Raw genomic sequence first — 23,203 nt, 5'->3', positions numbered from 1 at the left:
TCCTTACTCTGGTCTGACAAGGAATAATGGCTGACCGTATTCAACAAGCTGACCATTTTCAGCTAAAATCTCAACAATTTCCCCTTTTACTTCTGATTCAATTTCATTAAACAATTTCATTGCTTCTACGATACAGACAACTGAATCAGAAGTAACTTTAGATCCTACTTTTACATAGTCGTCTGTTTCAGGTGAAGATGCAGCATAAAACGTTCCTACCATTGGAGACGTGATTTTATGTAATGATTCTTCCTTAACAGGGGCCTCGGCTTCTTTCTTAGGCTCTTCTTTTATTTCCTGCAGTGCTGCCACAGCTTGCGGAGCAGGGTTTGGGCTCAGTTCAACTGCTGCAGCTGATGTAATGCGATTTGCAGGTTTCTCTAATTCATCTAAACGTTTTTTTAATTTGATTTTTGACCCTTCATGTTCATACGTAAATTCATCAATAGAAGACTGGTCAATGAGTTTGATCAGTTCTCTGATTTCTTGTATCTTCAACATCTGCTGGCACCCCTATTCAAATTCTTGATGATTTAGACCATCTTTTTCATTTTATAATCTAGTACTAAAACTTAGTCCTATTATATATCTTACGACAGGTGAGTCATGGAATTCAATATTAATTCTTTCCTAAGGAAGAGGATCTTAAAATGTAAGACTACTTTAAATTATAAGTTAAATTAAAAAAATATGAAACGGTTACACCAATTTAATAGAAAATCCCCGTGTGGCAGACACACGGGGAAGTCGTTATTTATTGATTGGAAGGCTCCAGTGTAACCGCTACATCTTCCATGCCTTTCATTTCACTGCTTACTAGCTGAATAATTTTATTGGCTTCAGATGCTGAGCTCTCTTTCGCTTTCACGGTTACTTTCACTTTCTCTCCTTCAATGCGGACAAGAGCATCGTCATAGCCATTTGATTTAATGAACGTTTCAAGAATTTCCTCATTTGCAACCGCTTCATCAATCGCATTCATTTCATCTCTTGCAGCACTTTTTTCAGAGGCTGTTACATCTTTGCTTGCCACGATATCCTCTAAGCTTTCTTTTCTTGCACTTCTCGTATCTTCAAGCTGCATGCGCATTGTAGCAAACAGCTCATCATTTGAGACCGATACAACAGTTCCATCTTCTGCTTCTTCGATTGTTACTTCCCCTTTATCGCTTTCTTTTTCTGTTGCTTTATCAGCGTCTGCTTTTTCACCTTTTTCAGCCTCTGCCCCAGTCAATGCCACATCGTTTTTCACTTCATCAGGAGTTGTAATATAGTAGACAGACAAAACTACAACCAAGCTTAACATTGTTAATAACCAAACCGTTTGTTTTTTAAGCATCATTCGTGAATCCTCCTTTATTTCCCTTTTTTAGCTGAAACTGCAACGCGGTGGCTCGGTACCCCAAGCACTCTTGTAACAGCTTCAACAATTGATTTTTTTATTTGAATGTTATCAGCACCCGCAGCAACAACAAGCACTCCCCTGATTTCCGGTTTTTTAGTCTGAAGGATGATTGGGGTTTCCTGCTCTCCCTTTCGGATAATGACAACGGATTCTTCAGTTGATCCATCTTCGACCGTCCTCTTTCCTCCTTGAGGATCCGTCTCTTCTGTCGTCTGGCTTTGCGTCACGCTGTTTTTTTCAAGAATTTGCTCTGATGTGGCATCTACATTGACGACTACAAGTGCATTCTCAATTCCGATCATTGAATCGAGCGCTTCTTTTAATTGATTCTCATATTCCTGTTCGTATTTATCGATAGACCCTGATCCCCCGCTTTCATCAGAGGGTTTAAAGACATCGGCATCTTTTTCTGTTGATGATGTTAGACCTGATACTTGCGACACCTTCGGCAAATTTGTCTCATTAGTAAAAAGATTGCTGACAAGCATAAAACCTATGCCAAGTGCCAAAACGATTAAAACATAGTGATATTTAGTCGGTTTTTTGCCGTTTTCTGTGTTTAGCATGCTTTTTAGTTTCTCTAACAAATTCTTTGGATTACTCATCTGTGCTGCCCTCCCCTCCTTCCATTTTCAAGGAAATCTTCTCAGGGTCAACTTCCCAGATACTTGCAAGATATGCTTTAATCTCTGATGCCCGCCTGATTTGATTTTCTTTTTCAGTCTCTGCTGTTTCTGCTGCACCTAGAACAACTGGCTGAATGGTTTCAACTGCTTCGGATCCTGCTTCCTCTGCTTCGAGTGTTACCTCTATGCCCTGCAGACTATTTTGAATTTCTTCAAATGGTTCATCTACAGAAAGAGAAATTTGTTTAATCGTTACATCATAGCTTTGCACCAGCTCCTCTTTTGCCTGTGATTTTAATTGGACAGCCATGTTTTCTAAAATATATGCATCATTAGAAGCTTGTATTTCTTTTTTCTGCAAATCGATCATTTTTTTTATTTCTTCTTCTTTTGCAGGGGATTCCATTTGTACATCTGATACAAGCGTATTGATGTCTGCAGACAATAATTTGAAGACCGGCGAGAGAATGATGACGATAAGCAGAAGACTGATGACCATCTTGGCGTACTTCTGCATAGCTGAATTGGGCAGGAGCAAATCAAGGATGACAGCAAGCATAATAAATAGAATGATATTCGCTATCCATTCAGTTAAAAAAGACATGCCCCCATCCTCCTATCGCACCATCATGGTAATGTTTCCAGCTGCAATAATGACCGTAATACTTAAGAAAAACATTAATGAAACAATAGCAAGTGCTGCAAAAATATAAATCACGCTTTTGCTGATGATATCGAGGCATTTAATAATCGGGCCTCCGCCAAGCGGCTGCAGCAGAGCAGCCGTAAATTTATAGATAAAGGCAAGTGTCAGTACCTTTATTGCAGGAAATGCAGCGATTAAAAGCAGGATCGCAACTCCGATAATTCCAACCGTATTCTTAAGAAGGACTGAAGCACTTATGACTGTATCCGTTGCATCGGTAAACATTCTACCAAGCACCGGAATAAAGTTGCCTGTGACAAACTTAGCTGTTCGAATTGCCATTCCGTCAGATACGGCTGCAGATGCCCCCTGAACAGAGATAACACCGAGAAAGACTGTTAAAAAAGTGCCGAGAAGCCCAATACTGATATTGCGCAGCAGCTGTGCAAGCTGGGTCACTTTGTATTGATCTGTCAATGTGCTTACGATGCTTAACAGAGCTGAGAGAAATAACAGCGGCAGAACGATCTTTTCAATCAATACCCCGCTTGTGTTCATAAGGAAGAGGATGACTGGATGGAAAAACGCTGCTGAGATAAGTCCTCCAGAAGCCGCCATGAGCGCGAGAAGCAGCGGAATCAGCGCCAGGATAAAGCTTGTCATCGTTTGGATGGCTTCCACTGTGTATTCGATCGCTATATGAAAACTATTAAGAGCGATGATCATCAGCACCATATATACAAGCGCATATGCTACTTTGCTTACAGTGCTTTGGCTGAATGCATCCTGAAGCAGCTGAAGAAGCATGCTGAAAATCGTCAGCAGAATAAGGGTCCCGAGCAGTTTGCCGTTTGCAATAATTTCATGAAAAATGTATTTCAAAAACGCTTTTGACCATTCCTGGAAGGACAATTCCTTTTCTCCATTTAGAAATTGAAGCAAGCTTCCCTTTTGACTCTCAGGAAGATACCCTCCATACTCTGTCATAATGTCATCCCAGAATTTTTTGATTTCTTGAATTCCGAGCTTGTCTATTTGCTGATCAATTAAATCCTGCTGCGGTGGAGGGGGTGAAGCTTGTACAATGACAGGAAAAGAAAAAAAGAATAAAAAGAAGATGGCGATGATTCCTTTTTTCATTTTACTCACCCCTTATAGCCTCGCTATTATGCCGGTATTAATCCGATAATTGTTTCAATAATGACAGTTAAAATAGGAACAGCCATGGACAGAATCAAGATTTTTCCGCCAAGCTCAATTTTTGAGGCAATCGCGCCTTGTCCGGCATCTTTTGTCAATTGGGCTCCAAACTCTGCTATATATGCAATTCCGATTATTTTTAAAATGGTTTCTACATACATCATGTTTATATTTGCATTCAGCGCAATTTTTTCAATCATGGTGATAATTTGGGAAACCTGATCAACCAGAAATAAAAAGATGACGCAGCCGACAAATACGACAAGCATAAAAGCATATGTCGGCTTTTGTTCTTTTACGATTAACGCGAGAAAGGTTGCAACTAAACCAAGTCCGACAATCTGGATAATTTCAATCGCAGAGCCCCCCTATCCCTGAAAGAGGAAGACTGATTTTATTTTTTGGAACAGATCCTCAACAATGGAAGCTACCATAAACAGAATGTAGATAAACCCAAGCAATGTGACCCATTGTGCATACTCTTTCTTTCCCATTTGATCAAGTATCGTATGAAGAAATGCTACAACAATTCCAATTCCCGCTATCTGAAAAATGATATTCACATCTACTCCCATTGCATATAATCCTCCTGACTGCTACATCAATAAAATAACGAGCAATAATCCAGATAAAAAACCTAAGCTTTTCAGCATTGTTTCATAGCGGCTTTGTTTATCAAGAGCGTCGGCTTCCTCTCTTTCAAGATGGGTTAAGGTCAGACGAATATGTTTTTGCTGAGATATAATGTCGTGCTGTCCCAGCGTCTCGCCGAATTGCTTTAATATTTCAAATTCCCCCTGCTTTAAAGCCGTCATCCGCCAAACTTCCTGCAGGCTATCCTCCCAAGCTGCTTTGACGCTCGTATGCCCGGCGGACAGCCGTTTGGAGAAGTCCTCAAAAAACCATGAGAGAGGCTTAGGCATCTGCTTTGATAAAGTAGCTGCCGCTTCCCTGAGGGGGGTGTGGGCATACATAATTTCTGCCTCAAGGGCCTGCAGAGCAACCTTAAGCTGCCTCAGCTGCCGCGGCCGCTCACTGATATGCTTCGCCACTTCAAACCCTGTCCAAGTTGTAGCAAGCAAAATAAATACAGCTCCAAGTATTTTAATCATGACAGGCTACCCGATCATTTCGAATCAGCCGTCTATCAGCATCCAGTATTCTTTGAACCGTACCAGGACCTCTTGTTCTTGAGAGCTCTATATATCTTCTAAAAATTCCATGCTCAACCAAAGGCCTGATCGACGGGCGTGAAATGACGTCATCAAGCGAATAGCCGTGAACAGAAATGAAAAGCCCGACTCCTGCATGAACGGCCTCTAATATAGCTTCAGTATCTTCCATTCTGCCTGCCTCATCCACAACTAGCACATCCGGGCTCATTGACCTGATCATCATCATCATTCCCTCTGCTTTCGGACATGCATCAAGCACGTCCACTCTTTCGCCAAATTCATGCTGGGGAATTCCATTGATGCAGCCTGCAATTTCTGACCGCTCATCTACAATCCCTACTTTTACGGAAGGAATATTGCCTATTCCCGTACTCATTACCCTTGCAAAATCACGGAGCAGAGTTGTTTTCCCTGTTTGAGGAGGACCGATAATCATTGTATTCATCCAGGCTTTATGATAGATGCTGGATATAAAAGGTTCAGCAATGCCCTTTTTCTGTTTTGCCACACGAATATTAAAGGATGTTACGTTACGAATCGCTTTAACAGCACCATTTTCAGTTATAACACGTCCGGACAGCCCTACGCGGTGTCCGCCCTGAATGGTAATAAAGCCTCGCTTCAGCTCCTCTTCAAGTGTATAGATGGAGTATTGGCTCAGCTCATTTAATAGAGTTATTCCGTCTTGAAATGTAGCCTCGCAAGGCAAGAACAAAGGGTCGCCTGCTACTACAATTTCAACTCTTTTCAAAATCCTTATGCGGATCTCTTCCATTTTTTCAAGCGCTTCCCGGGGCAGGTTCAGCACGTGTTTTCTTATTGTTTCAGGAAGCATCTCTGTAATCTCGTTCAATTGGCTTCCTCCTTGCATAGTCTCTTGATACTCTAATGTTTATGCAGGCTTGGACACAATATGACTTCTATGTTACTTATAGACTCCAATTAATATAAAAGACACTCCGATTGCGATAAATATCAGTTTTGCATAAGAAAGCTGCTCTGCAATCTGAAAGATTCCTATTGTCATGGTTAAAATAAAAATGATCGGACCGACTATGGCCAGTAAGGAATTAATTAATACAGCTTTGCGCACATCGTTGAAAACGAGCATCAAAATAGCTGCCGTCATTTCAATACTTGCAGATAATAATCTTAAGAGAGCCATTGATCTTACTGCCGGATCTAAATTAGCGAGGTAGTGTTTCATCTTGTCCTCCTCCATGGTTATTATTAAAACCTATGAGGAATGAAGGATATTTAGACAAAAGAATTCTTGACAGAATTTTCAGATTTAATAATAATAGGTATAAAGGGGGATGTGTCATGGGATTTGAAGTGGAAGCTTATGAATTATATAACTATTTACAATGGTTCATTGGAATGATGATTTATATTTTCATACCGGCAGCACTTCTTTTCAGAGCGGGTAAAAAGAAAGAGGATAAGGTAAAAGCCTTCCAGACGCAGCCAATATTAGAGGATACAAAAAACTCCATCTGAAAAGATGGAGTTTTTGATGGCTACGCTCTTGATACGTATGAGCTGTCAGTAGTATTAATAATAAGAACGTCTCCTTCATTTACGAAGAAAGGAACGTTGACAATCAGGCCAGTCTGTACTTTTGCAGGTTTTGTTCCGCCTGAAGCAGTATCGCCTTTGATGCCTGGCTCCGTTTCAACAACTTCAAGCTCAACTGTGTTTGGAAGTTCAACTCCAAGTGTTTCGCTTCCGAACATCATGATGGAAACTTCCATGTTTTCTTTTAAGAATTTCAATTCATATTCTATAGATGCTTCTGGAAGTTCTACTTGATCGTATGATTCGTTATCCATGAAAACATGCTGATCACCATTAGCATACAAATATTGCATTTTGCGGTTTTCAATTTGAGCTTTCGCAACCTTTTCACCAGCGCGGAATGTTTTTTCCTGTACGGCTCCTGTACGCAGATTGCGAAGTTTAGAGCGAACAAATGCTGCTCCTTTACCTGGCTTTACGTGCTGGAAATCCATTACGCGCCATATGCCATTATCTACTTCGATCGTTAAGCCTGTACGAAAATCATTAACTGAAATCATTTATGTTCCTCCTATGTAAATGTTGCTTTTTTAACGTATGGAAGCTTTTATTATAAAATAATAAGCTCTTTTGGGGAATGGGTAAGCGACTCATTACCGCCCTCTTTAACAACTGTGTCATCCTCGATGCGCACTCCGCCAAGCTTAGGTATATAGATGCCAGGCTCGACAGTTACGATCATGCCTGGTTCAAGAACCGTTTCTGATTTGACAGATAGTGACGGCCCCTCATGAACTTCCATACCTAGACCATGACCTGTTGAATGGCCAAAATATTGACCATAGCCATTTTCGGAAATATAGTCTCTTGTAAGAGCATCTGCTTCTTTTCCCGTCATACCGGCTTTTATCCCATTCATTCCCCGCATCTGTGCTTCGAGTACAATGGAATAAATCTTCTTCAGCTCATCACTTGGATCTCCTACTGCTATCGTTCTTGTAATATCTGAACAATATCCTTTGTAGTATGCGCCAAAATCAAGTGTTACAAAATCGCCTTTTTCAATTTCTTTTTCACTCGCTACACCGTGAGGCAGTGCAGAGCGATATCCTGATGCAGCAATAATATCGAATGAAGAAGAAACAGCGCCTTGTTTTCGCATGAAAAATTCAAGTTCATTTGCGACTTCAATTTCCTTCATTCCTGGACGAATGAATGTCAAAATGTGCTTAAATGCAGCATCTGCAATCTCCGCAGCTTCCTTTAATATCTTAATCTCTGCTGCAGACTTAATCAAGCGTAACTTTTCTACCGCTTCCGAGACAGGAACAAACTCAATCTCTTTTAATTCAGCCTTATAAGCTGAGTAAGCTGAGAAGGATAAATCATCCTGTTCAAAACCTAGACGTTTAATCGAAAGCTTAGCGGCTTGGGCTGCCACTTCTTCAAGAATCGGTCCTTTATGCTGGACGATCTCAAAGCCCTCAATTTGTTTTGCTGCCTGCTCTGTGTATCTGAAATCTGTAATAAATACAGCATGCGAATCAGAAATGACCGCAACACCCGACGAGCCAGTAAAGCCAGTCATATAACGGCGGTTGTAGCTGCTCGTAATAAGAATTGCATCAACATCCAGTTCTTTTAATCTGTTTCTCATTTTCTCAAGCTTCATCTTATTTCTCCCCCATCTTTTTATGTAATGCGAGTAACGCATATTGGTACCCCTCGAAACCAAGGCCGATAATTTGCCCTGCTGTCACTGGCGCCGTTACAGACTGGTGCCTGAATGGTTCGCGGCTATGTACATTAGATATATGAACCTCGATTACGGGAAGGGAAACGCTTGCAATCGCATCTCTTATTGCGTAGCTGTAATGAGTAAATGCACCGGGATTAAGCGCAATTCCATCATACTGCTCGTCTGCCTCATGAATCGCATCAATCAAGTCTCCTTCATGATTTGATTGAAAGCAGGTTATCTGAAATCCCTGTTTCTCTGCAAAAAGCATTAATTCACGTTCCAGGTCTGTAAGTGTTTTGCTGCCATACACATCAGGCTCCCGCAAACCAAGACGGTTGAGATTTGGACCATTAATGATCAAGAAATGTCTCATCATAAAAACTCCTTGCTTAAATAAGCTTAAAAAAATAGAATGTTCAATTTATGAACATTCTACCATAATCGCCGATTAGTTTCCTTAATGTTGAGGGGACGCCTGTGCATTTTTTTTGCTTTTTTTGCTTAAGAGTTCATTATGTTCAAACGAAATGGTATAGCCGACAAATACTCCATATAAAATATAGAGACATATAGTCGTAACGGTAGTCAGCCTTTCAAGTTCAAATACTGATTTTAAATTAGGAAAAATCGGATTTAAAAGGAAGAACACGAGCACCCATAAGGCCAGGCCAAAAGCAAGGCCGACAAACATGGATGAGAATCTCTTCAGGACAAGATAATAGAGAAGAGCCGTTCCAATGGAAAGAAAACCAATGCAGAATACAGCAACAAAGTTGCCCATTACACCATTTTTCCATTCCCCTAAAATAAAGGGCTGTAGCAATAAATTCGGACTTATTTCTGTTAAGTTCAGAACATATGCTAAATAACCAAGTAAACTCCAAATCACTCCGCCTGTAAAACCTGTAATCATAACTATTCCTATAAAAGGAATCGATTCACCCGGCTTATCAGGATCATTTCTCTGTTCACCAGCAGAATTTGATTGAAAATCATCTGTCATATGTACACCTCCTGTTTCTTAGTATGTGCAGAATTTCTGCTTCATCATGCAAAAAGGATGCAAACAGATGTCTAGCAAAGGGATGGGAGGTTATACTACTAAGAAAGATGAATCGCTTGTTCAGCACTGACAGGAAGAAGCGTCCTGATCTTTTTCTAAAAATATGACATATCAAAAAGAATTAAATACAACTGCCTAGAGGTTTATCCTGTTTTTATGTAGAATATAAACATAACATTCTCTGCAGCTTTGTTTAAAATCAGTCCAAAAAGAGAATAGATAGGTAGGTTGGTGAAAAATGTCAAAGCAGAATAAGCCTGCATATGGCGGGCAAGCAGTGGTAGAGGGCGTCATGTTTGGCGGAAAGCATCATTATGTGACAGCCATCAGGCGCAAAAACAAAGAAATCGACTATTTCCGGTTACCGCGAAAATCAAGCAGTATGACGGCTAGCCTTAAAAAGATTCCATTTATTCGCGGCATCGCAGCTATTATAGAAGCAAGCGCAAATGGAACGAAGCACCTGAACTTTTCAACGGACAGGTACGATCTGGATCCTGAGGAAGATGAAATACTCAATCAGCCTAAAAAAGAATCAAAATTGACCATGATTCTCGGAGTTGCAGCAATAGGTGTCCTTTCCTTTCTCTTCGGGAAATTCATTTTCACTTTAGTGCCTCTATTTTTGGCTGAGCTTACAAGGCCCATATTCCCGTCAGATCTTGCACAAATTTTAATTGAAGGGCTCTTCAAATTAATTCTTCTTTTAGTCTATATTTATGCGATATCATTCACTCCGCTGATCAAGCGTGTCTTTCAATATCACGGTGCAGAGCATAAAGTGATTAATTGCTATGAAAATGCTCTGCCGCTGACGATAGAAAATGTTCAGAAGCAAAGCCGTCTTCACTATCGGTGCGGAAGCAGTTTTCTGTTATTTACTGTTATTGTCGGGGTATTTGTCTATATGCTCGTTCCAACAGAACCGCTTTATGTGCGCGTCCTAAACAGACTGGCATTAATTCCTGTGGTGATTGGCATTTCTTTTGAGGTCCTTCAGTTTACAAATAAACTTAGAGACGTACCTGTTTTAAAATGGCTAGGATATCCCGGCTTAAGTCTTCAGCTTCTGACGACGAAAGAACCAGACAATGAACAGGTGGAAGTTGCCATCGCAAGCTTTAATGAATTGCTGCGGATGGAAAAGGTAACTGCAGAAGGTATAAAAACAGAACAAATTGTATAAAATGAACTTCATTAATTCATTTTCATCTTGGGAGGTGGACTCATGAAAAATCGTGTGAATCCATTTGTGATGATTGTGTTAGCTCTTGGAGGCATCGGATTCCTGGTTACACTATTAACCAGACCAGGATTCCTCTTTAGAGAAATGCTGATCTTCGTTATTGTTCTAGCCATCATCTATTTTGTTGTCCGTTACTTTACAAAACAAAGAATGGGAAAAGACTCTTCCTCTTACTCTAAAGCTGCTAAACAATCTAAAAAACGTTTCAGCGACCGCAATCAGAGCAGCTCCCATTTGAAAAGCGTTTCAACGCAAAAAAAGAGCAGCAAAACATCTACTGCCCTTAAAAAGAAGCAAGCCTCTCATTTAACAGTGATTGAAGGCAAAAAAGGCAAAAAGAAAAGCAGGGCATTTTTTTAACCTGCTGTTAATACGTCCATTTTTTCAAAAATAGTTCAGTGCGGCTTCTTCCTAGCTCAATTAGAGCTAGTTTTTTTTGTTCTGTTAAGTCAAATTCAGTCGTTAAAATACTTTCAACGGGAAGAAAAATAATATTCTTTTTATGCCTGCTGGAAATATGTCTGGCATCATGAGCATCTTTCATTGTTTCAAAAAGAGCACCATACATTTCTATCGCATTACGAATATTGTTCCTCGGCCTCTCCTCATCACTTGGACTCAATTTTATACCAAGAACAGGCCGAGCTTGTATTGTTTTCTTTTCTTTAAATAGCCAAATTGGAAAGTTGCTTAAAACTCCCCCGTCTACAACAATATTGGTCCCTTCGGCAGATGTCAGTTTGACCGGTTCAAAAAAATACGGAAGGCTGCAGCTCATAAGAACAGCTCTCGCAACAGAAAAACGTTCTGGTACAAGTCCATACCTTGGGAGGTCATCCGGCAGCACGAGAATTCTGCCATTGGTCAGGTCAGAAGCAACGATTTTAAGGGAGCCGTGCCTTAAATCACCAAAGGTTGATACCCCTCTTTCCTTCAGCTTGCCTGCTATCCATTCTTCAAGCTTGCCGCCTTTATAAAGACCAAGCCGCCAATAAATACTCAGCCATTTCATAAATTTAAATGGAAGGATGGATGGATTTCGTTCCAAAAATTTCCCAAGATCCATGTCATCCATCATGGTAATAATTTCATCACTCCGATATCCCGCAGCAATAAAAGCGGCAATAATGGAACCTGCACTGGTTCCTGCTACCCTTACAAATTGCAGCCCCCTCTGCTCGATAGCCTGATAAGATCCAATTAGTGCAAACCCTTTAATTCCCCCGCCAGAGAAGACGCCATCAATATACACAGAAGTTCCTCCCCTCTTCTCCCATCCTTACATTTTAAGTTGCAGCGGCGGGAAATAGACCTTTTCTGCACGTTAATAGCAGCACCCTTTCAATGTTCCTTTACGTATCAGCTTAAGTTTCAGCAGCCGTATATCAAATTTACGCAGAAAAAAAGACGGAAGCATTCGCTTCTGTCTTTTTATGAGTCGCTGTCCTGTTCGTTCTGTTTTTGTATAGCACGCAGCGTTTCTACACGAGTTTCATCACCTTCAAAGAATTGGACAAGATCGCCGATGCGGTCAATTGCGTTCCAGCTGAGATGATGCTCGATGCCTTCAACATCATTGTAAATTTTTTCTTCATCCACGCCGATCAGCCTCATGAACTGCTCCAAAAGTTCATGACGGTAAACAAGACGCTTTCCAATTTTTTTGCCTTTTGGCGTTAGTATGAGTCCACGGTATTTTTCATATATGAGATATTCATCTTTGTCTAGTTTTTGGACCATTTTTGTTACTGAGGAGGGATGAACGGATAGTGCTTCCGCAATATCTGAAACGCGGGCATATCCCTTTTCTTCTATTAATATGTAAATTTGTTCGATATAATCTTCCATACTCGGTGTTGGCATGTGGTCCCCTCCAAAAAAACGTTCAAAACATAGGAAATCATTACAAGTGTACACTAGTTTAAGGGTGATGACAAGGAAGCCTTGATTCTTATCGCGAAAAGAAAAGAGCTGGAAATCCAGCTCTTTATCTTATAAACCACACTTTAATTGTGCTCCGCAGCTAGTACATGTATTACAGCCGCCTATGTCCTCAACCGTACCCTCTCGGCATACCGGGCATGTATTTCCTACTTCATTGCCGATCGTGACATTTGTAGATCTTAAAGCCTGTATTGTATCAACAAGCACAACTTTTCCTTTTTCTTTAGCTGGTGCTTCTTCACTCTCAGTGAATGTGTTTTCTTCTGCTTTTAACGTCAGAACCTGCGTGTCACGGCTGCCGTCAACGTAAACCGTGCCGCCTTTTGCTCCGCCTTTATATAAGCGTTCATATACTTTTTGAACTTGATCAACCGTATATCCTCTAGGTGCATTGACTGTTTTGCTGATTGAACTGTCAATCCAGCGCTGAATCACACACTGTGCATCCGCGTGAGCTTCTGCGCTGAGCTCCATTGCTGAAATAAACCATTTAGGCAGATTGTCAGGATCTGCTTCTGGATGCTGATCCAGATATTCCTGCACGATATCCGCTTTAACTTCAATAAACTTTCCTAATCTTCCGCTTCTGTAGTAAGAGAAAGAGAAGTAAGGCTCTAAACCAGTGGAGACGCCAACCATTGTCCCTGTGCTGCCTGTAGGAGCAACAGTCAATAAATGTGAGTTTCGAATGCCGTATTCTTTAATGTCGTCTAAAAGGTCAGCCGGCATTTTGCTCATAAAACCCGTCTTTGTGAATGCTTCGCGCAAACGGTTTGTTTCTTTTTCTGTTTCACCAGTTAAGAATGGGAAGCTTCCTTTTTCTTTTGCAAGCTCAACAGAAGCTTTATAAGCAGTTGCTGCGATGGTTTCAAAGACTTGGTCAATTAACTGATTTCCTTCTTCTGAACCATACTCTGTTTCACAGTAGATGAGCAGATCATGCAAGCCCATTACGCCAAGGCCTACACGGCGTTCGCCTAATGCCTGCTTCTTATTATCTTCTAAGAAGTAAGGTGTTGCATCGATGACGTTATCCTGCATGCGGACACCGACTTCAACCGTTGTTTTCAGCTTTTCAAAGTTCACTGTTTTGCTTTCTTTGTCTGCCATTTCAGCAAGATTGACTGCTGCAAGATTGCAGACAGAATAAGGTGCGAGAGGCTGCTCGCCGCAAGGATTTGTTGCTACAACCTTTTGTCCATAAGCTTTAGCATTCGTCATATCATTTGCATTGTCAATAAAGAAGATGCCAGGCTCTGCTGAATATGTCGCACAAATATTGATTAAGTTCCATAGTTCTTTAGCTTTAATTGTGCGGTATGTGCGGACTTTGTAGCCAAGCTTTTCCCATTCGCGGACATCGCCATGATTGTGCCACTCTTCGTTATAGGCTTTCATTTGATCTGCATTATAGCTTTCCACATCAGGGAAGCGAAGCTCGTAATCTGCATCGCTCTCAACAGCATCCATGAAATCCTTCGTTAACGTAACTGAAATATTGGCGCCTGTAAGGAATTCAGAATTATGAACGCTGTATGTTCCTCCTGTAACCAGTTTCAGTTCTGCATCTTTAATGATTTTTTCGTTAAATCCGCCGAAGCCAGGAATTTGCTTATAGTTCACAATGCTCTGATACATCGCTTTTTCATCCTCTGTTAGAGGCTTGAACTTTAGTTTTTCCTGCGCATATTTCTTAATTGTCTCGTCATTCGTATTTTCAATTAAGTAGCGTAAAATACGAGGGTTTTGCATTTTTGAAATGATAAATTCAATAATGTCAGGATGCCAGTCGGCAAGCATAATCATTTGAGCGCCCCTGCGCGATCCGCCTTGCTCAACTAAGTGCGTCAGCTTCGCAATATCATCAAGCCATGATACAGAACCTGACGATTTGCCGTTCACACCGCGTGCGAGTGTATTTCTTGGGCGCAGTGTTGAACCGTTTGTTCCAACTCCGCCGCCTCTGCTCATTATTTCCATTACCTGCTTCCGATGCTCGGATATGCCTTCGCGGGAATCCTGTACAAATGGCATGACGTAGCAATTGAAGTAAGTAACGTCCGTACCTGCTCCAGCTCCGTACAATACACGTCCTGCCGGTACAAAGTTCAATCCGACTAATTCCTTGTAGAACTTCTGGAACCATTCATTGCGCTTCTCTTCTGTCTTTTCAACAGAGGCAAGTCCTGTTGCATTTCGTTTTGCGATTTGCTCATAAAATACTTCAAGCGGCTTTTCAATGACATCAAGCGAGCGATAAATCACACCCGTTTCAACCTCTTCAGGCTTTTCAAGAGAAGGGCGGTACTCTTCTTCGACCTGTACACTTGCCATTTTCGTCTGCCAGTCTATTTCTAATATATAGCCTAGTCCTCTTGCAGGGAATTTAGGATCCTCTTTAATCGTCAGAACAACGAAGTCCCCTTTAGACAGCGTCAGCTTTTCGGTGTCTTTAAATGTGTATCGGTCAAGCATGACTAAACGGGATACACCTTTGTGAGTCAATTTCATATCATCAGTTATTGGGTGAACTTGGGGAAACAAAGAAATATCGTGATTCAGCTTGTCCACATCAAGTTTTAAATTTTCATTAAGTGCAACGGTCATTCAAACAACTCCCCTATCTATCTTGTACTTGATTTAATTTATCACAGAGCCACCTTTTTATCAATATATAGTATTATATTTTCGTTCGACAATACTATATATGGATAAACAGACAAACCTATTTTATTTTGTCAAATTGAAAACTGCATAAACGAAGCAGAAATAATGAGAAAAAAGAAGATAGGAACTTCATAATCACTTTTTTTGAAGAATTTTGTCGCTTGCAAATTCCGAAGAGAACGCGAAGTTAGAAAAATAAGGAATGATTTGAAATAATTAGAAATTTTCAGAAAAAATAAACAAAAGCGACTAAGGTTCAAGTCGCTTATCGTTTATAATTCCAATCATCGGTATTATACTTTCCAATTGCAATTTTCTCTACAAAAGCATGTTCTTCAGCTGTCAAGGTATAAGGTTCGAGTGAGATATTCAGACCTATCTCAAAGCCCTTTTTAAACGCATTCTTTGCTTCCTCCACTGTAACAGGATTCTTGCGCAAAGCATTGACAGCAACTGCCTTATTTTTGAAATTCTTCTGCATTCGTTCTTTTACCCGCTCGCTTGGGTACTTAAACAGATTAAAAAGCATTTCTTCATCTATATCGAGCAAAATGGAACCGTGCTGAAGAATGACTCCTTTTTGGCGCGTTTGTGCGCTCCCGGCCACCTTGCGTCCTTCTACAACAAGTTCATACCATGATGGTGCGTCAAAACAAACGGCAGACCGCGGATTCTTAAGCCCCTGTTTCTCTTCCTCCGTTCTCGGTACGGCGAAATATGCATCTAGCCCCAGTTCTCTGAAACCCTGAAGAATACCTTCTGAAATGACTCTATAAGCTTCGGTTACTGTCTTCGGCATTTCAGGATGGTCTTCTGACACTATGACGCTGTATGTCAGCTCCTTGTCATGCAGAACACCTCTGCCTCCTGTCGGTCTGCGCACAAAGCCCAGCCCATACTTTTTAACGGCATCAAGATCAATTTCTTTTTCGGCCTTTTGAAAGTATCCTACTGAAAGAGTAGCCGGGTCCCATCCATAAAAGCGAATTACCGGCGGGAAGATCCCCTGACTGTTCCACTCAAGCAGCGCTTCATCTAACGCCATATTATAGGACGGGGAACAATTCCCTGAATCAATAAATCTCCAAGTTTCCTTTGCCATCTTCATACCCCATTTTCCATGATAAGTATGTATTTCATTTTCTGTGCCTTACCTAGTCTATCAAAAAGAAGGCCAGGTTGAAAATAATTATGTCTTATTCATAGATGACAATTTGATCCTGCTCTTATATAATAGTATTTGTCCAATATTATTAAAGTTCATTTGAACTTGTCTTAGAAAAGTTGCTTATAAAGGAGTCGGGTCAGCTTGACAACATGGATTTTTTTATTGATTCTATTAGGTGCACTAGCAGCCTACACGATTTACTCTTATTTTTATCAGCGTAAAATCATGAAAACATTAACGGAAGAAGAATTCCGTGCAGGATACAGAAAAGCTCAGTTAATTGATGTCCGTGAGCCAAATGAATTTGACGGCGGACATATACTTGGAGCAAGAAATATTCCTTTATCCCAAATGAGACAAAGACATAAGGAAATCCGCAAAGATCAGCCTGTCTACATTTACTGTCAAAACACTGTCAGAAGCGGACGCACAGCTCAAATGCTGAAAAGAAAAGGCTATAATGATCTATACACGCTAAAAGGCGGTTTTAAGGGCTGGGGCGGTAAAATAAAAGCAAAGAAATAAGAGGAAGTCTGCAGTCTGTTCTGCAGACTTTTTTATGCATAAATAAAAAGGATCCGCTTGAAATGCGAATCCTTTTTGTGTGCCTTTTATTGCTTTTGATAACGCAAGATCGGTTTTCTTGCTGCTGTCGTCTCATCTAAGCGGCTGACAACTGTCGTATGCGGTGCTTCCTGTACAATTTCAGGATTTTCTTCTGCTTCTTTTGCGATCTGAAGCATTGCGTCAATAAATGAATCCAGCGTTTCTTTTGATTCTGTTTCAGTCGGTTCAATCATGATGCATTCTTCCACGTTTAATGGGAAGTAGATGGTAGGCGGATGATAGCCGAAATCAAGCAGCCTTTTTGCGATGTCCAGCGTACGCACCCCTAATTTTTTCTGACGCTTGCCTGAAAGAACAAATTCATGCTTGCAGTGCCTGTCAAATGGAAGATCATAGGCTTCTGAAAGTCTTCTCATCATGTAGTTTGCATTTAAAACGGCATACTCTGTCACCGCTTTTAACCCATCAGGTCCCATTGTCCGAATATACGTATAAGCACGGACGTTAATTCCGAAGTTTCCGTAGAATGGCTTCACTCGGCCGATGGACTGCGGACGATCATAATCAAACGTATATTTATTATCTCTTTTAACTAATACAGGTTTTGGAAGGTACGGAATCAGATCAGCTTTAACTCCAACCGGGCCTGATCCAGGGCCTCCGCCTCCGTGAGGACCGGTAAATGTTTTATGAAGATTTAAATGAACGACATCAAATCCCATATCGCCTGGACGGGCCTTGCTTAATACGGCATTTAAATTTGCACCGTCGTAATAAAGCTTGCCTCCTGCGTCATGTACGATTTTCGCCATTTCTAAAATATTTTCTTCAAAAAGTCCGAGGGTATTAGGATTCGTCAGCATAAGAGCAGCTGTATCTTCCCCTACCACACGTTTTAAATCTTCAAGATCTACAAGGCCCTTTTCGTTTGATTTAACCGTAACTGTTTCAAATCCTGCTACAGTAGCTGACGCTGGATTTGTGCCATGAGCTGAGTCAGGAACAATTACTTTTGTCCGGTTAAAATCGTTGTTGGCTTCGTGATAAGCACGGATCATCATCAGGCCGGTCCATTCGCCATGTGCGCCTGCTGCAGGCTGCAATGTAACCTCATCCATTCCGGTAATTTCAATGAGATGCTCCTGGAGATCATACATAAGCTCAAGGGCACCCTGAACTGTGCTTTCATCCTGCAGAGGATGGATATGGGCTAAACCTGCCATACGAGCTACATTTTCATTGATTTTAGGATTGTATTTCATTGTACAGGATCCAAGTGGATAAAACCCGGAATCTACTCCATGGTTCCTCTTGGAAAGAGCTGTATAATGTCTCATGATATCAAGTTCAGAGACTTCCGGCAGTTCAGCTTCATCTGCACGCAAATATTCACTTGGAATTAATTCATCTCCAGCGATTTCAGGGATATCCAATGAAGGCAAACTGTAGCCTGTTCGTCCTGGTTTTGTCAGTTCAAATATTAATGGCTGATCATGCTTATTCATGTCCATCCCCCAATTCCTTTACAAATAGGTCAATTTCTTCTTTTGTACGCAATTCAGTTACAGCTACAAGCATGTAGTTTTCAAGCTCCGGGTATACACTGCCTAAATCGAAACCGCCAATGATGCCCTGTTGAATAAGCTTTGCATTTACCTCTTTAATCGGTTTGTTTAATTTAATGACAAATTCGTTAAAAATAGCCCCTTCAAATGGAACCTCAATCCCATTTGCAGCAAATGCTTTTTTAGCGTAATTTGCTTTTTGGATATTTTGAAAAGCCATCTCTTTTACGCCTTTTTTTCCCAGTGCCGTCATGGCAACCGAGGCTGCCAAAGCGTTTAAAGCCTGATTTGAACAAATATTAGAAGTCGCTTTGTCACGTCTTATGTGCTGTTCACGTGCCTGAAGTGTTAAGACAAACCCGCGTCTGCCCTGTTCATCTGTCGTTTGTCCGACCAATCGTCCCGGCACTTTGCGGAGCAATTTTTGAGTTACAGCAAAATAACCACAGTGTGGACCGCCAAAAGCAGTAGGAATACCGAATGGCTGAGCATCGCCTGCCACGATATCGGCTCCAAATTTTCCTGGAGGTGTTAAAGCTCCCAGTGCAAGCGGGTTAGAAGACACGATAAACATGCTTTTTCCTGTATGAGCAATGGGTTCAATGTCTTTTAGCGGCTCGATTTGCCCGAAGAAGTTTGGATATTGCACAACCACAGCTGCAACATCGTCTGACATTTCTGCCTTCAAAGCTTCAAGATCTGTCACGCCATTTTTCACAGGTACTTCTACTACTTCAATGTACTGTCCCTTAGCATATGTTTTCAGAACATCCCTGCTTTCCGGATGAACTGCTTTTGAAACGATGACTTTTTTCTTTTTAGTCTGGCCGGCAGCAAGCATCGCAGCTTCAGCTAGAGAAGTTCCGCCATCGTACATGGATGAGTTTGCCACATCCATTCCAGTAAGCTCAGCAATCATCGTTTGAAATTCAAAGATAGCCTGAAGCTCACCCTGCGAAATTTCCGGCTGATACGGAGTGTAGGCTGTATAGAATTCTGAGCGTGAAATCACATGATCTACGATGATCGGCATGTAATGATCGTATACACCTGCACCAAGGAAAGAAGCATTGCTTCTTAAATCCTTGTTTTTAGAAGCAAGCTCACTCAGCTCCTTCACCAGTTCCGTTTCAGATTTTGCTTTCTTGATCTTATAATCCCCCTGAAAACGCACGCTCTCGGGAATGTCTGAGAAAAGCTCATCTATATGAGATACTCCGACAGCATCAAGCATTTCCTGCTGATCTTGTTCTGTCATCGGCAAATAACGATGTTTCATGGATGTGTTCCCCTTTCAAACTAGTTCATTTTTTTGGTCGTTTATAAAAAGGTGTTGAAACTGCAATTGCTTTTAAGCGTTTCTTGCGCACTTGCACAATCACTTCAGTGCCCGGTTCTGCAAATTCCTTTTTCAGCAGAGCCCAGCCTATATTTTTCTTTAACGTAGGAGATTGTGTGCCAGTCGTTACTTCGCCGATTTGTTCTTCTCCATGGTATACTTCATAACCATGTCGGGGTATTCCTTTGTCAATCATCTCAAGACCGACAAGCTTTCTTGCTGTTCCATTTTCTTTTTGTTCTTTTAAAATATCTTTTCCGATGAAGTCTGCCTCTTTATTCGGTTTTACAGCAAAGCCGATTCCCGCTTCAATCGGAGTAATTTCTTTTGTAAGCTCCTGTCCATATAAAGGCAGATTTGCTTCAAAGCGCAAGGTGTCGCGTGCGCCTAAACCGCACGGAAGAATTCCTTCATTTTTGCCTGCTTCTAAAATCGCTTTCCAAAGGGAAGGCGCTTCTGAAGATGGGCAATAGATTTCAAAGCCGTCTTCGCCTGTATAGCCTGTTCTGGAGACAAGAGCTTGTACATCATCGATTACAACGCCATCTTTAAATTTAAAAAACTTGATTTCACTTAAATCTGTTTCAGTTAATTTTTGAAGGATCGATTCAGCTTGTGGCCCCTGAATGGCCAGTTGTGCAACATTTGATGAAATATTATGCAGCTCTGTGTTTCCGAATTTGTGCGAGATGAGCCACTCATAATCTTTTTCAATATTTGAAGCATTCACGACTAATAAATAGTGAGTATCTGATTTTTTATAAATTAATAAATCGTCTACTGTTCCGCCATCTTCATAGCACATCGCAGTGTACTGGGCTCCGCCGTCTTTCAAAAGGGAAACATCATTCGTCATCGTCTTTTGAAGAAATGCAAGACTGTCTGCACCTGTCACTTCAATTTCACCCATATGCGAAACATCGAATAAGCCAGCTCTTTCCCGAACTGCCTCGTGCTCTTCTTTAATAGAAGAAAATTGAACGGGAAGATCCCAACCGCCAAAATCAATTGTCTTTGCACCATGTTCTTTATAAACATCAAATAATGGTGTTCGCTTTAAATCCGCCATAATCAAATCGCCTCCCCAAAAAAGTATAAAAAAAGGACAGAGACCCCCCTTTATCTAAAAAGGTAGTCTCTGTCCCTGCACCTGAAAGTTTACCTTGCCAAAAATAAGCAAAGCTTTCCCCTTTGGTGGTTTGCTGCTTTCACAAACTCTCTCCAGAGTTGCGTCAAACAAGAGTTCTTTTGCCTGAGAGATTCACAGATGTTTGCTCCTTCGGCGCTGCTTTTGCGGTTTCATTTATTAGAGCCGCCGGCAGTCTCTCCCCTTGCTCTCATTCGCTCATATTTTCTGTAAAACTGGTCATACTAAGAGATAACATTCTTTGACATTTTGACATTTTTGACAAAAGAACCATGCTAACTGAAAAGTAAGTATGTTAGCAACTTTCTTACTTATTAACATCCTACCATTATGAACAGCATTCATCAATCTATTTTTACACAAATATTAAACATATATTTTAGTTTAATGTTCGTGTTTAACTTGATTTATTTGTATTTTATCATAATAAACTACCAATTCACACCTTAAAGTGAACGATTCACCATAACAATACCTTTGCTTGAAAGGGCTGTCATTTATGAATGTAAAAATCAACTTTGATTCATCCTGGCAAGATACTTTTTTCAAAAAACTAGAAAATGATGGACCTTGGGAAAATTGGGAAAATTACAAACTCGCCTGTGAAGTACAAAAACATTTAATTGTTCCTTCGTTTGAAGGCTTGCAGGCTCCAAATCATCTGACAGACTTTACACCCCTGCCGCACCAATTAGAGGTTGCAAGACAGGTAGTTGAGCATATGAACGGCAAAGCGATACTTGCAGATGAAGTGGGCCTTGGAAAAACGATTGAAGCCGGACTGATTGTAAAAGAATACATGATCCGCGGCCTTGCCAAAAAGATCTTAATTCTCGTGCCGGCCTCTCTAGTTTCACAATGGGCAAGAGAACTGCATGAAAAATTTTATATACCTGCTGTTGAGCAGAAGAAAAGCTACGTTTGGGAAGCATGTGATGTGGTGGTTTCTTCAATTGACACCGCAAAACGAAGCCCTCACAGAGAAATAGTCCTTGCCCAGCAATATGATTTAGTCATTATCGATGAGGCTCATAAACTCAAAAATAATAAAACAAAAAACTATGAATTTGTTCAGAGGCTGAAAAAGAAATACTGCCTTCTTCTGACAGCAACTCCGATCCAAAATCGTGTTGAAGAGATTTTCAATCTTGTCTCTCTTCTCAAACCCGGTCATCTTGGAAACGAAGCTTATTTTTCAGAAGTTTTCTCAGCAAAAAATCGATCTCTTGAACATCATGAGCATCTGCAGGAGCTTGTCAACAAAGTAATGATCCGAAACCGCCGCGGCGATACTGGAATTGACTGGCCAAAACGCCATGTTGAAACGGTTCCGATAGACCTCTCTCCAACAGAACGAAATCTGTACACAGCTATATCAAGACTTAAATCATTCGGAACGGCTGCTGCAAGCATGTTTTCCATTATGACCCTTCAAAGAGAAGCATGCTCAAGCAGGGAAGCCGTTTATATGACACTAAAAAAAATGATCGATCGGCCTGCAGGTGAAGTCTCCCCTCTGCCTGAGCCAATCATCAGGGAATTGATGCAGTGCATTGATGAGGTTGACGGAAACACAAAAGCTCAAAAAGCAGTGGAGCTTATTAAAAGAATTGATGATAAAGTCATTATCTTTACTGAATATCGTGCCACTCAATTTTATCTGCAATGGTTTTTGCAGCAGCACGGTATTTCTTCTGTCCCTTTCCGGGGAGGATTTAAACGGGGAAAAAAAGATTGGATGAAAGATTTATTTAAAAACCGTGTTCAAGTACTGATTGCAACAGAAGCTGGGGGCGAAGGCATAAACCTGCAATTTTGCAATCACATCATCAATTATGACCTCCCCTGGAATCCGATGCGGCTTGAACAAAGAATCGGCCGGATTCATCGCCTCGGCCAGGAAAAAGACGTTTATATTTACAATATGGCTACAAAAAATACTGTTGAAGAGCATATTTTAAAATTGCTTTATGAAAAAATTAATCTATTCGAAAAAGTAATCGGTGAGCTTGATGAAATTTTAACCAGATTGGATATTTCAAATTTTGAAGATCATTTGCAGGATATTCTCTTTCAATCAAAAAGTGAAGGCGAAATGAAAATCAAAATGGAAAACTTAACATCCATCCTTCATTTTGCCGAGCAGGAACACTCTGAAAAAAAAGCAGCGAATGGAAAATAAGGAT

Annotated in this window: 26 protein-coding genes and 1 riboswitch; of the genes, 5 read left to right on the top strand and 21 right to left on the bottom strand. The window is 40.8% G+C overall.

Annotation, left to right across the window (positions count from 1 at the left end):
• Positions 1–3 precede the first annotated feature (3 nt).
• The 10 genes from accB to QFZ72_RS09860 all read right to left on the bottom strand — a co-directional run bounded on the left by accB (position 4) and on the right by QFZ72_RS09860 (position 6,259).
• A complete protein-coding gene (gene accB / locus QFZ72_RS09905; RefSeq protein ID WP_307432510.1) occupies positions 4–501 on the bottom strand; it encodes an acetyl-CoA carboxylase biotin carboxyl carrier protein in 498 nt (165 codons plus the stop codon).
• 253 nt (positions 502–754) lie between these two features.
• Complete coding sequence (locus tag QFZ72_RS09900; RefSeq protein WP_307439691.1) at positions 755–1,339, bottom strand: SpoIIIAH-like family protein; 585 nt, start codon at positions 1,337–1,339, stop codon at positions 755–757.
• A 17-nt stretch (positions 1,340–1,356) separates the two neighbouring features.
• On the bottom strand, positions 1,357–2,010 hold the full coding sequence (gene spoIIIAG / locus QFZ72_RS09895; RefSeq protein ID WP_307432507.1) for a stage III sporulation protein AG: 654 nt from the start codon (positions 2,008–2,010) through the stop codon (positions 1,357–1,359).
• The gene (gene spoIIIAF, locus QFZ72_RS09890; protein ID WP_307432504.1) at positions 2,003–2,635 is read right to left on the bottom strand and encodes a stage III sporulation protein AF; all 633 of its coding nucleotides are present in this window, start codon (positions 2,633–2,635) and stop codon (positions 2,003–2,005) included. Before spoIIIAF ends, spoIIIAG begins: the two co-directional genes overlap by 8 nt.
• Before the next feature lie 12 nt (positions 2,636–2,647).
• Positions 2,648–3,817 carry a stage III sporulation protein AE gene (gene spoIIIAE, locus QFZ72_RS09885; protein ID WP_307432501.1) on the bottom strand — a complete coding sequence of 390 codons (1,170 nt, stop codon included), beginning with the start codon at positions 3,815–3,817 and terminating at the stop codon, positions 2,648–2,650.
• Positions 3,818–3,843: 26 nt separating this feature from the next.
• Positions 3,844–4,233, bottom strand: a complete 390-nt coding sequence (gene spoIIIAD / locus QFZ72_RS09880; protein WP_307439690.1) for a stage III sporulation protein AD — start codon at positions 4,231–4,233, stop codon at positions 3,844–3,846.
• Between the two features lie 12 nt (positions 4,234–4,245).
• Positions 4,246–4,452, bottom strand: a complete 207-nt coding sequence (gene spoIIIAC, locus QFZ72_RS09875; RefSeq protein ID WP_029279768.1) for a stage III sporulation protein AC — start codon at positions 4,450–4,452, stop codon at positions 4,246–4,248.
• A gap of 21 nt (positions 4,453–4,473) precedes the next feature.
• Positions 4,474–4,989: a stage III sporulation protein SpoIIIAB gene (spoIIIAB, locus tag QFZ72_RS09870; RefSeq protein WP_307432496.1), complete on the bottom strand. Its 516-nt coding sequence runs from the start codon at positions 4,987–4,989 to the stop codon at positions 4,474–4,476.
• Positions 4,982–5,905: a stage III sporulation protein AA gene (spoIIIAA, locus tag QFZ72_RS09865; protein ID WP_307432493.1), complete on the bottom strand. Its 924-nt coding sequence runs from the start codon at positions 5,903–5,905 to the stop codon at positions 4,982–4,984. The genes spoIIIAB and spoIIIAA overlap by 8 nt, the downstream gene beginning before the upstream one ends.
• Positions 5,906–5,977: 72 nt before the next feature.
• A complete protein-coding gene (locus tag QFZ72_RS09860; RefSeq protein ID WP_307432490.1) occupies positions 5,978–6,259 on the bottom strand; it encodes a YqhV family protein in 282 nt (93 codons plus the stop codon).
• Positions 6,260–6,375: 116 nt separating this feature from the next.
• Here QFZ72_RS09860 and QFZ72_RS09855 point away from each other — a divergent pair, with 116 nt between their 5' ends.
• Positions 6,376–6,552, top strand: a complete 177-nt coding sequence (locus tag QFZ72_RS09855; protein WP_307432487.1) for a hypothetical protein — start codon at positions 6,376–6,378, stop codon at positions 6,550–6,552.
• Positions 6,553–6,572: 20 nt separating this feature from the next.
• Here the strand turns inward: QFZ72_RS09855 and efp are convergent, their stop codons facing one another.
• The 4 genes from efp to QFZ72_RS09835 form a co-directional block, all read right to left on the bottom strand.
• Complete coding sequence (gene efp, locus QFZ72_RS09850; protein ID WP_223436628.1) at positions 6,573–7,130, bottom strand: elongation factor P; 558 nt, start codon at positions 7,128–7,130, stop codon at positions 6,573–6,575.
• 50 nt (positions 7,131–7,180) lie between these two features.
• Positions 7,181–8,242 (bottom strand): M24 family metallopeptidase, encoded by a 1,062-nt coding sequence (locus QFZ72_RS09845; protein ID WP_307432481.1) that lies wholly within the window; start codon positions 8,240–8,242, stop codon positions 7,181–7,183.
• 1 nt (position 8,243) lies between these two features.
• The gene (gene aroQ, locus QFZ72_RS09840) at positions 8,244–8,684 is read right to left on the bottom strand and encodes a type II 3-dehydroquinate dehydratase (protein WP_307432478.1); all 441 of its coding nucleotides are present in this window, start codon (positions 8,682–8,684) and stop codon (positions 8,244–8,246) included.
• 84 nt (positions 8,685–8,768) lie between these two features.
• Positions 8,769–9,314, bottom strand: a complete 546-nt coding sequence (locus QFZ72_RS09835) for a YqhR family membrane protein (protein WP_307432475.1) — start codon at positions 9,312–9,314, stop codon at positions 8,769–8,771.
• Positions 9,315–9,612: 298 nt separating this feature from the next.
• Between QFZ72_RS09835 and QFZ72_RS09830 the strand changes: the two genes are divergently transcribed.
• Entirely contained in the window at positions 9,613–10,560 is a 948-nt protein-coding gene (locus tag QFZ72_RS09830) for a DUF1385 domain-containing protein (protein WP_307432472.1), read from the top strand.
• A gap of 42 nt (positions 10,561–10,602) precedes the next feature.
• A complete protein-coding gene (locus QFZ72_RS09825) occupies positions 10,603–10,980 on the top strand; it encodes an SA1362 family protein (RefSeq protein WP_307432465.1) in 378 nt (125 codons plus the stop codon).
• A gap of 7 nt (positions 10,981–10,987) precedes the next feature.
• Here the strand turns inward: QFZ72_RS09825 and QFZ72_RS09820 are convergent, their stop codons facing one another.
• The 4 genes from QFZ72_RS09820 to QFZ72_RS09805 form a co-directional block, all read right to left on the bottom strand.
• Positions 10,988–11,872: a patatin-like phospholipase family protein gene (locus QFZ72_RS09820; protein WP_307432462.1), complete on the bottom strand. Its 885-nt coding sequence runs from the start codon at positions 11,870–11,872 to the stop codon at positions 10,988–10,990.
• 179 nt (positions 11,873–12,051) lie between these two features.
• A complete protein-coding gene (gene mntR / locus QFZ72_RS09815) occupies positions 12,052–12,483 on the bottom strand; it encodes a transcriptional regulator MntR (RefSeq protein WP_252201498.1) in 432 nt (143 codons plus the stop codon).
• 129 nt (positions 12,484–12,612) lie between these two features.
• Positions 12,613–15,171 carry a vitamin B12-dependent ribonucleotide reductase gene (locus QFZ72_RS09810; RefSeq protein ID WP_307432459.1) on the bottom strand — a complete coding sequence of 853 codons (2,559 nt, stop codon included), beginning with the start codon at positions 15,169–15,171 and terminating at the stop codon, positions 12,613–12,615.
• A gap of 325 nt (positions 15,172–15,496) precedes the next feature.
• The gene (locus QFZ72_RS09805) at positions 15,497–16,333 is read right to left on the bottom strand and encodes a lipoate--protein ligase family protein (protein ID WP_307432456.1); all 837 of its coding nucleotides are present in this window, start codon (positions 16,331–16,333) and stop codon (positions 15,497–15,499) included.
• 219 nt (positions 16,334–16,552) lie between these two features.
• Here QFZ72_RS09805 and QFZ72_RS09800 point away from each other — a divergent pair, with 219 nt between their 5' ends.
• Positions 16,553–16,924, top strand: coding sequence for a rhodanese-like domain-containing protein (locus tag QFZ72_RS09800; RefSeq protein ID WP_252205809.1), 372 nt, complete (start codon positions 16,553–16,555; stop codon positions 16,922–16,924).
• Positions 16,925–17,010: 86 nt separating this feature from the next.
• On the opposite strand, the gene gcvPB is transcribed toward QFZ72_RS09800, so the two are convergent.
• From gcvPB to gcvT, 3 genes are read right to left on the bottom strand one after another with little or no spacing between them, the layout of a single operon-like run.
• Positions 17,011–18,471, bottom strand: a complete 1,461-nt coding sequence (gene gcvPB / locus QFZ72_RS09795) for an aminomethyl-transferring glycine dehydrogenase subunit GcvPB (protein WP_307432451.1) — start codon at positions 18,469–18,471, stop codon at positions 17,011–17,013.
• Entirely contained in the window at positions 18,464–19,810 is a 1,347-nt protein-coding gene (gcvPA, locus tag QFZ72_RS09790) for an aminomethyl-transferring glycine dehydrogenase subunit GcvPA (RefSeq protein ID WP_307432448.1), read from the bottom strand. The genes gcvPB and gcvPA overlap by 8 nt, the downstream gene beginning before the upstream one ends.
• 25 nt (positions 19,811–19,835) lie before the next feature.
• The gene (gcvT, locus tag QFZ72_RS09785) at positions 19,836–20,939 is read right to left on the bottom strand and encodes a glycine cleavage system aminomethyltransferase GcvT (protein ID WP_307432446.1); all 1,104 of its coding nucleotides are present in this window, start codon (positions 20,937–20,939) and stop codon (positions 19,836–19,838) included.
• Positions 20,940–21,100: 161 nt separating this feature from the next.
• Positions 21,101–21,211, bottom strand: a riboswitch (glycine riboswitch).
• Positions 21,212–21,516: 305 nt separating this feature from the next.
• Here gcvT and QFZ72_RS09780 point away from each other — a divergent pair.
• On the top strand, positions 21,517–23,199 hold the full coding sequence (locus QFZ72_RS09780) for a DEAD/DEAH box helicase (protein ID WP_307432444.1): 1,683 nt from the start codon (positions 21,517–21,519) through the stop codon (positions 23,197–23,199).
• Positions 23,200–23,203 lie beyond the last annotated feature (4 nt).

The sequence above is a fragment of the Bacillus sp. V2I10 genome (assembly GCF_030817055.1).
Classification (GTDB): Bacteria; Bacillota; Bacilli; order Bacillales; family Bacillaceae; genus Bacillus_P.
The sequence above is the reverse complement of the archived record's forward strand: the minus strand, read 5'-3'. Positions and strand labels throughout refer to the sequence as shown.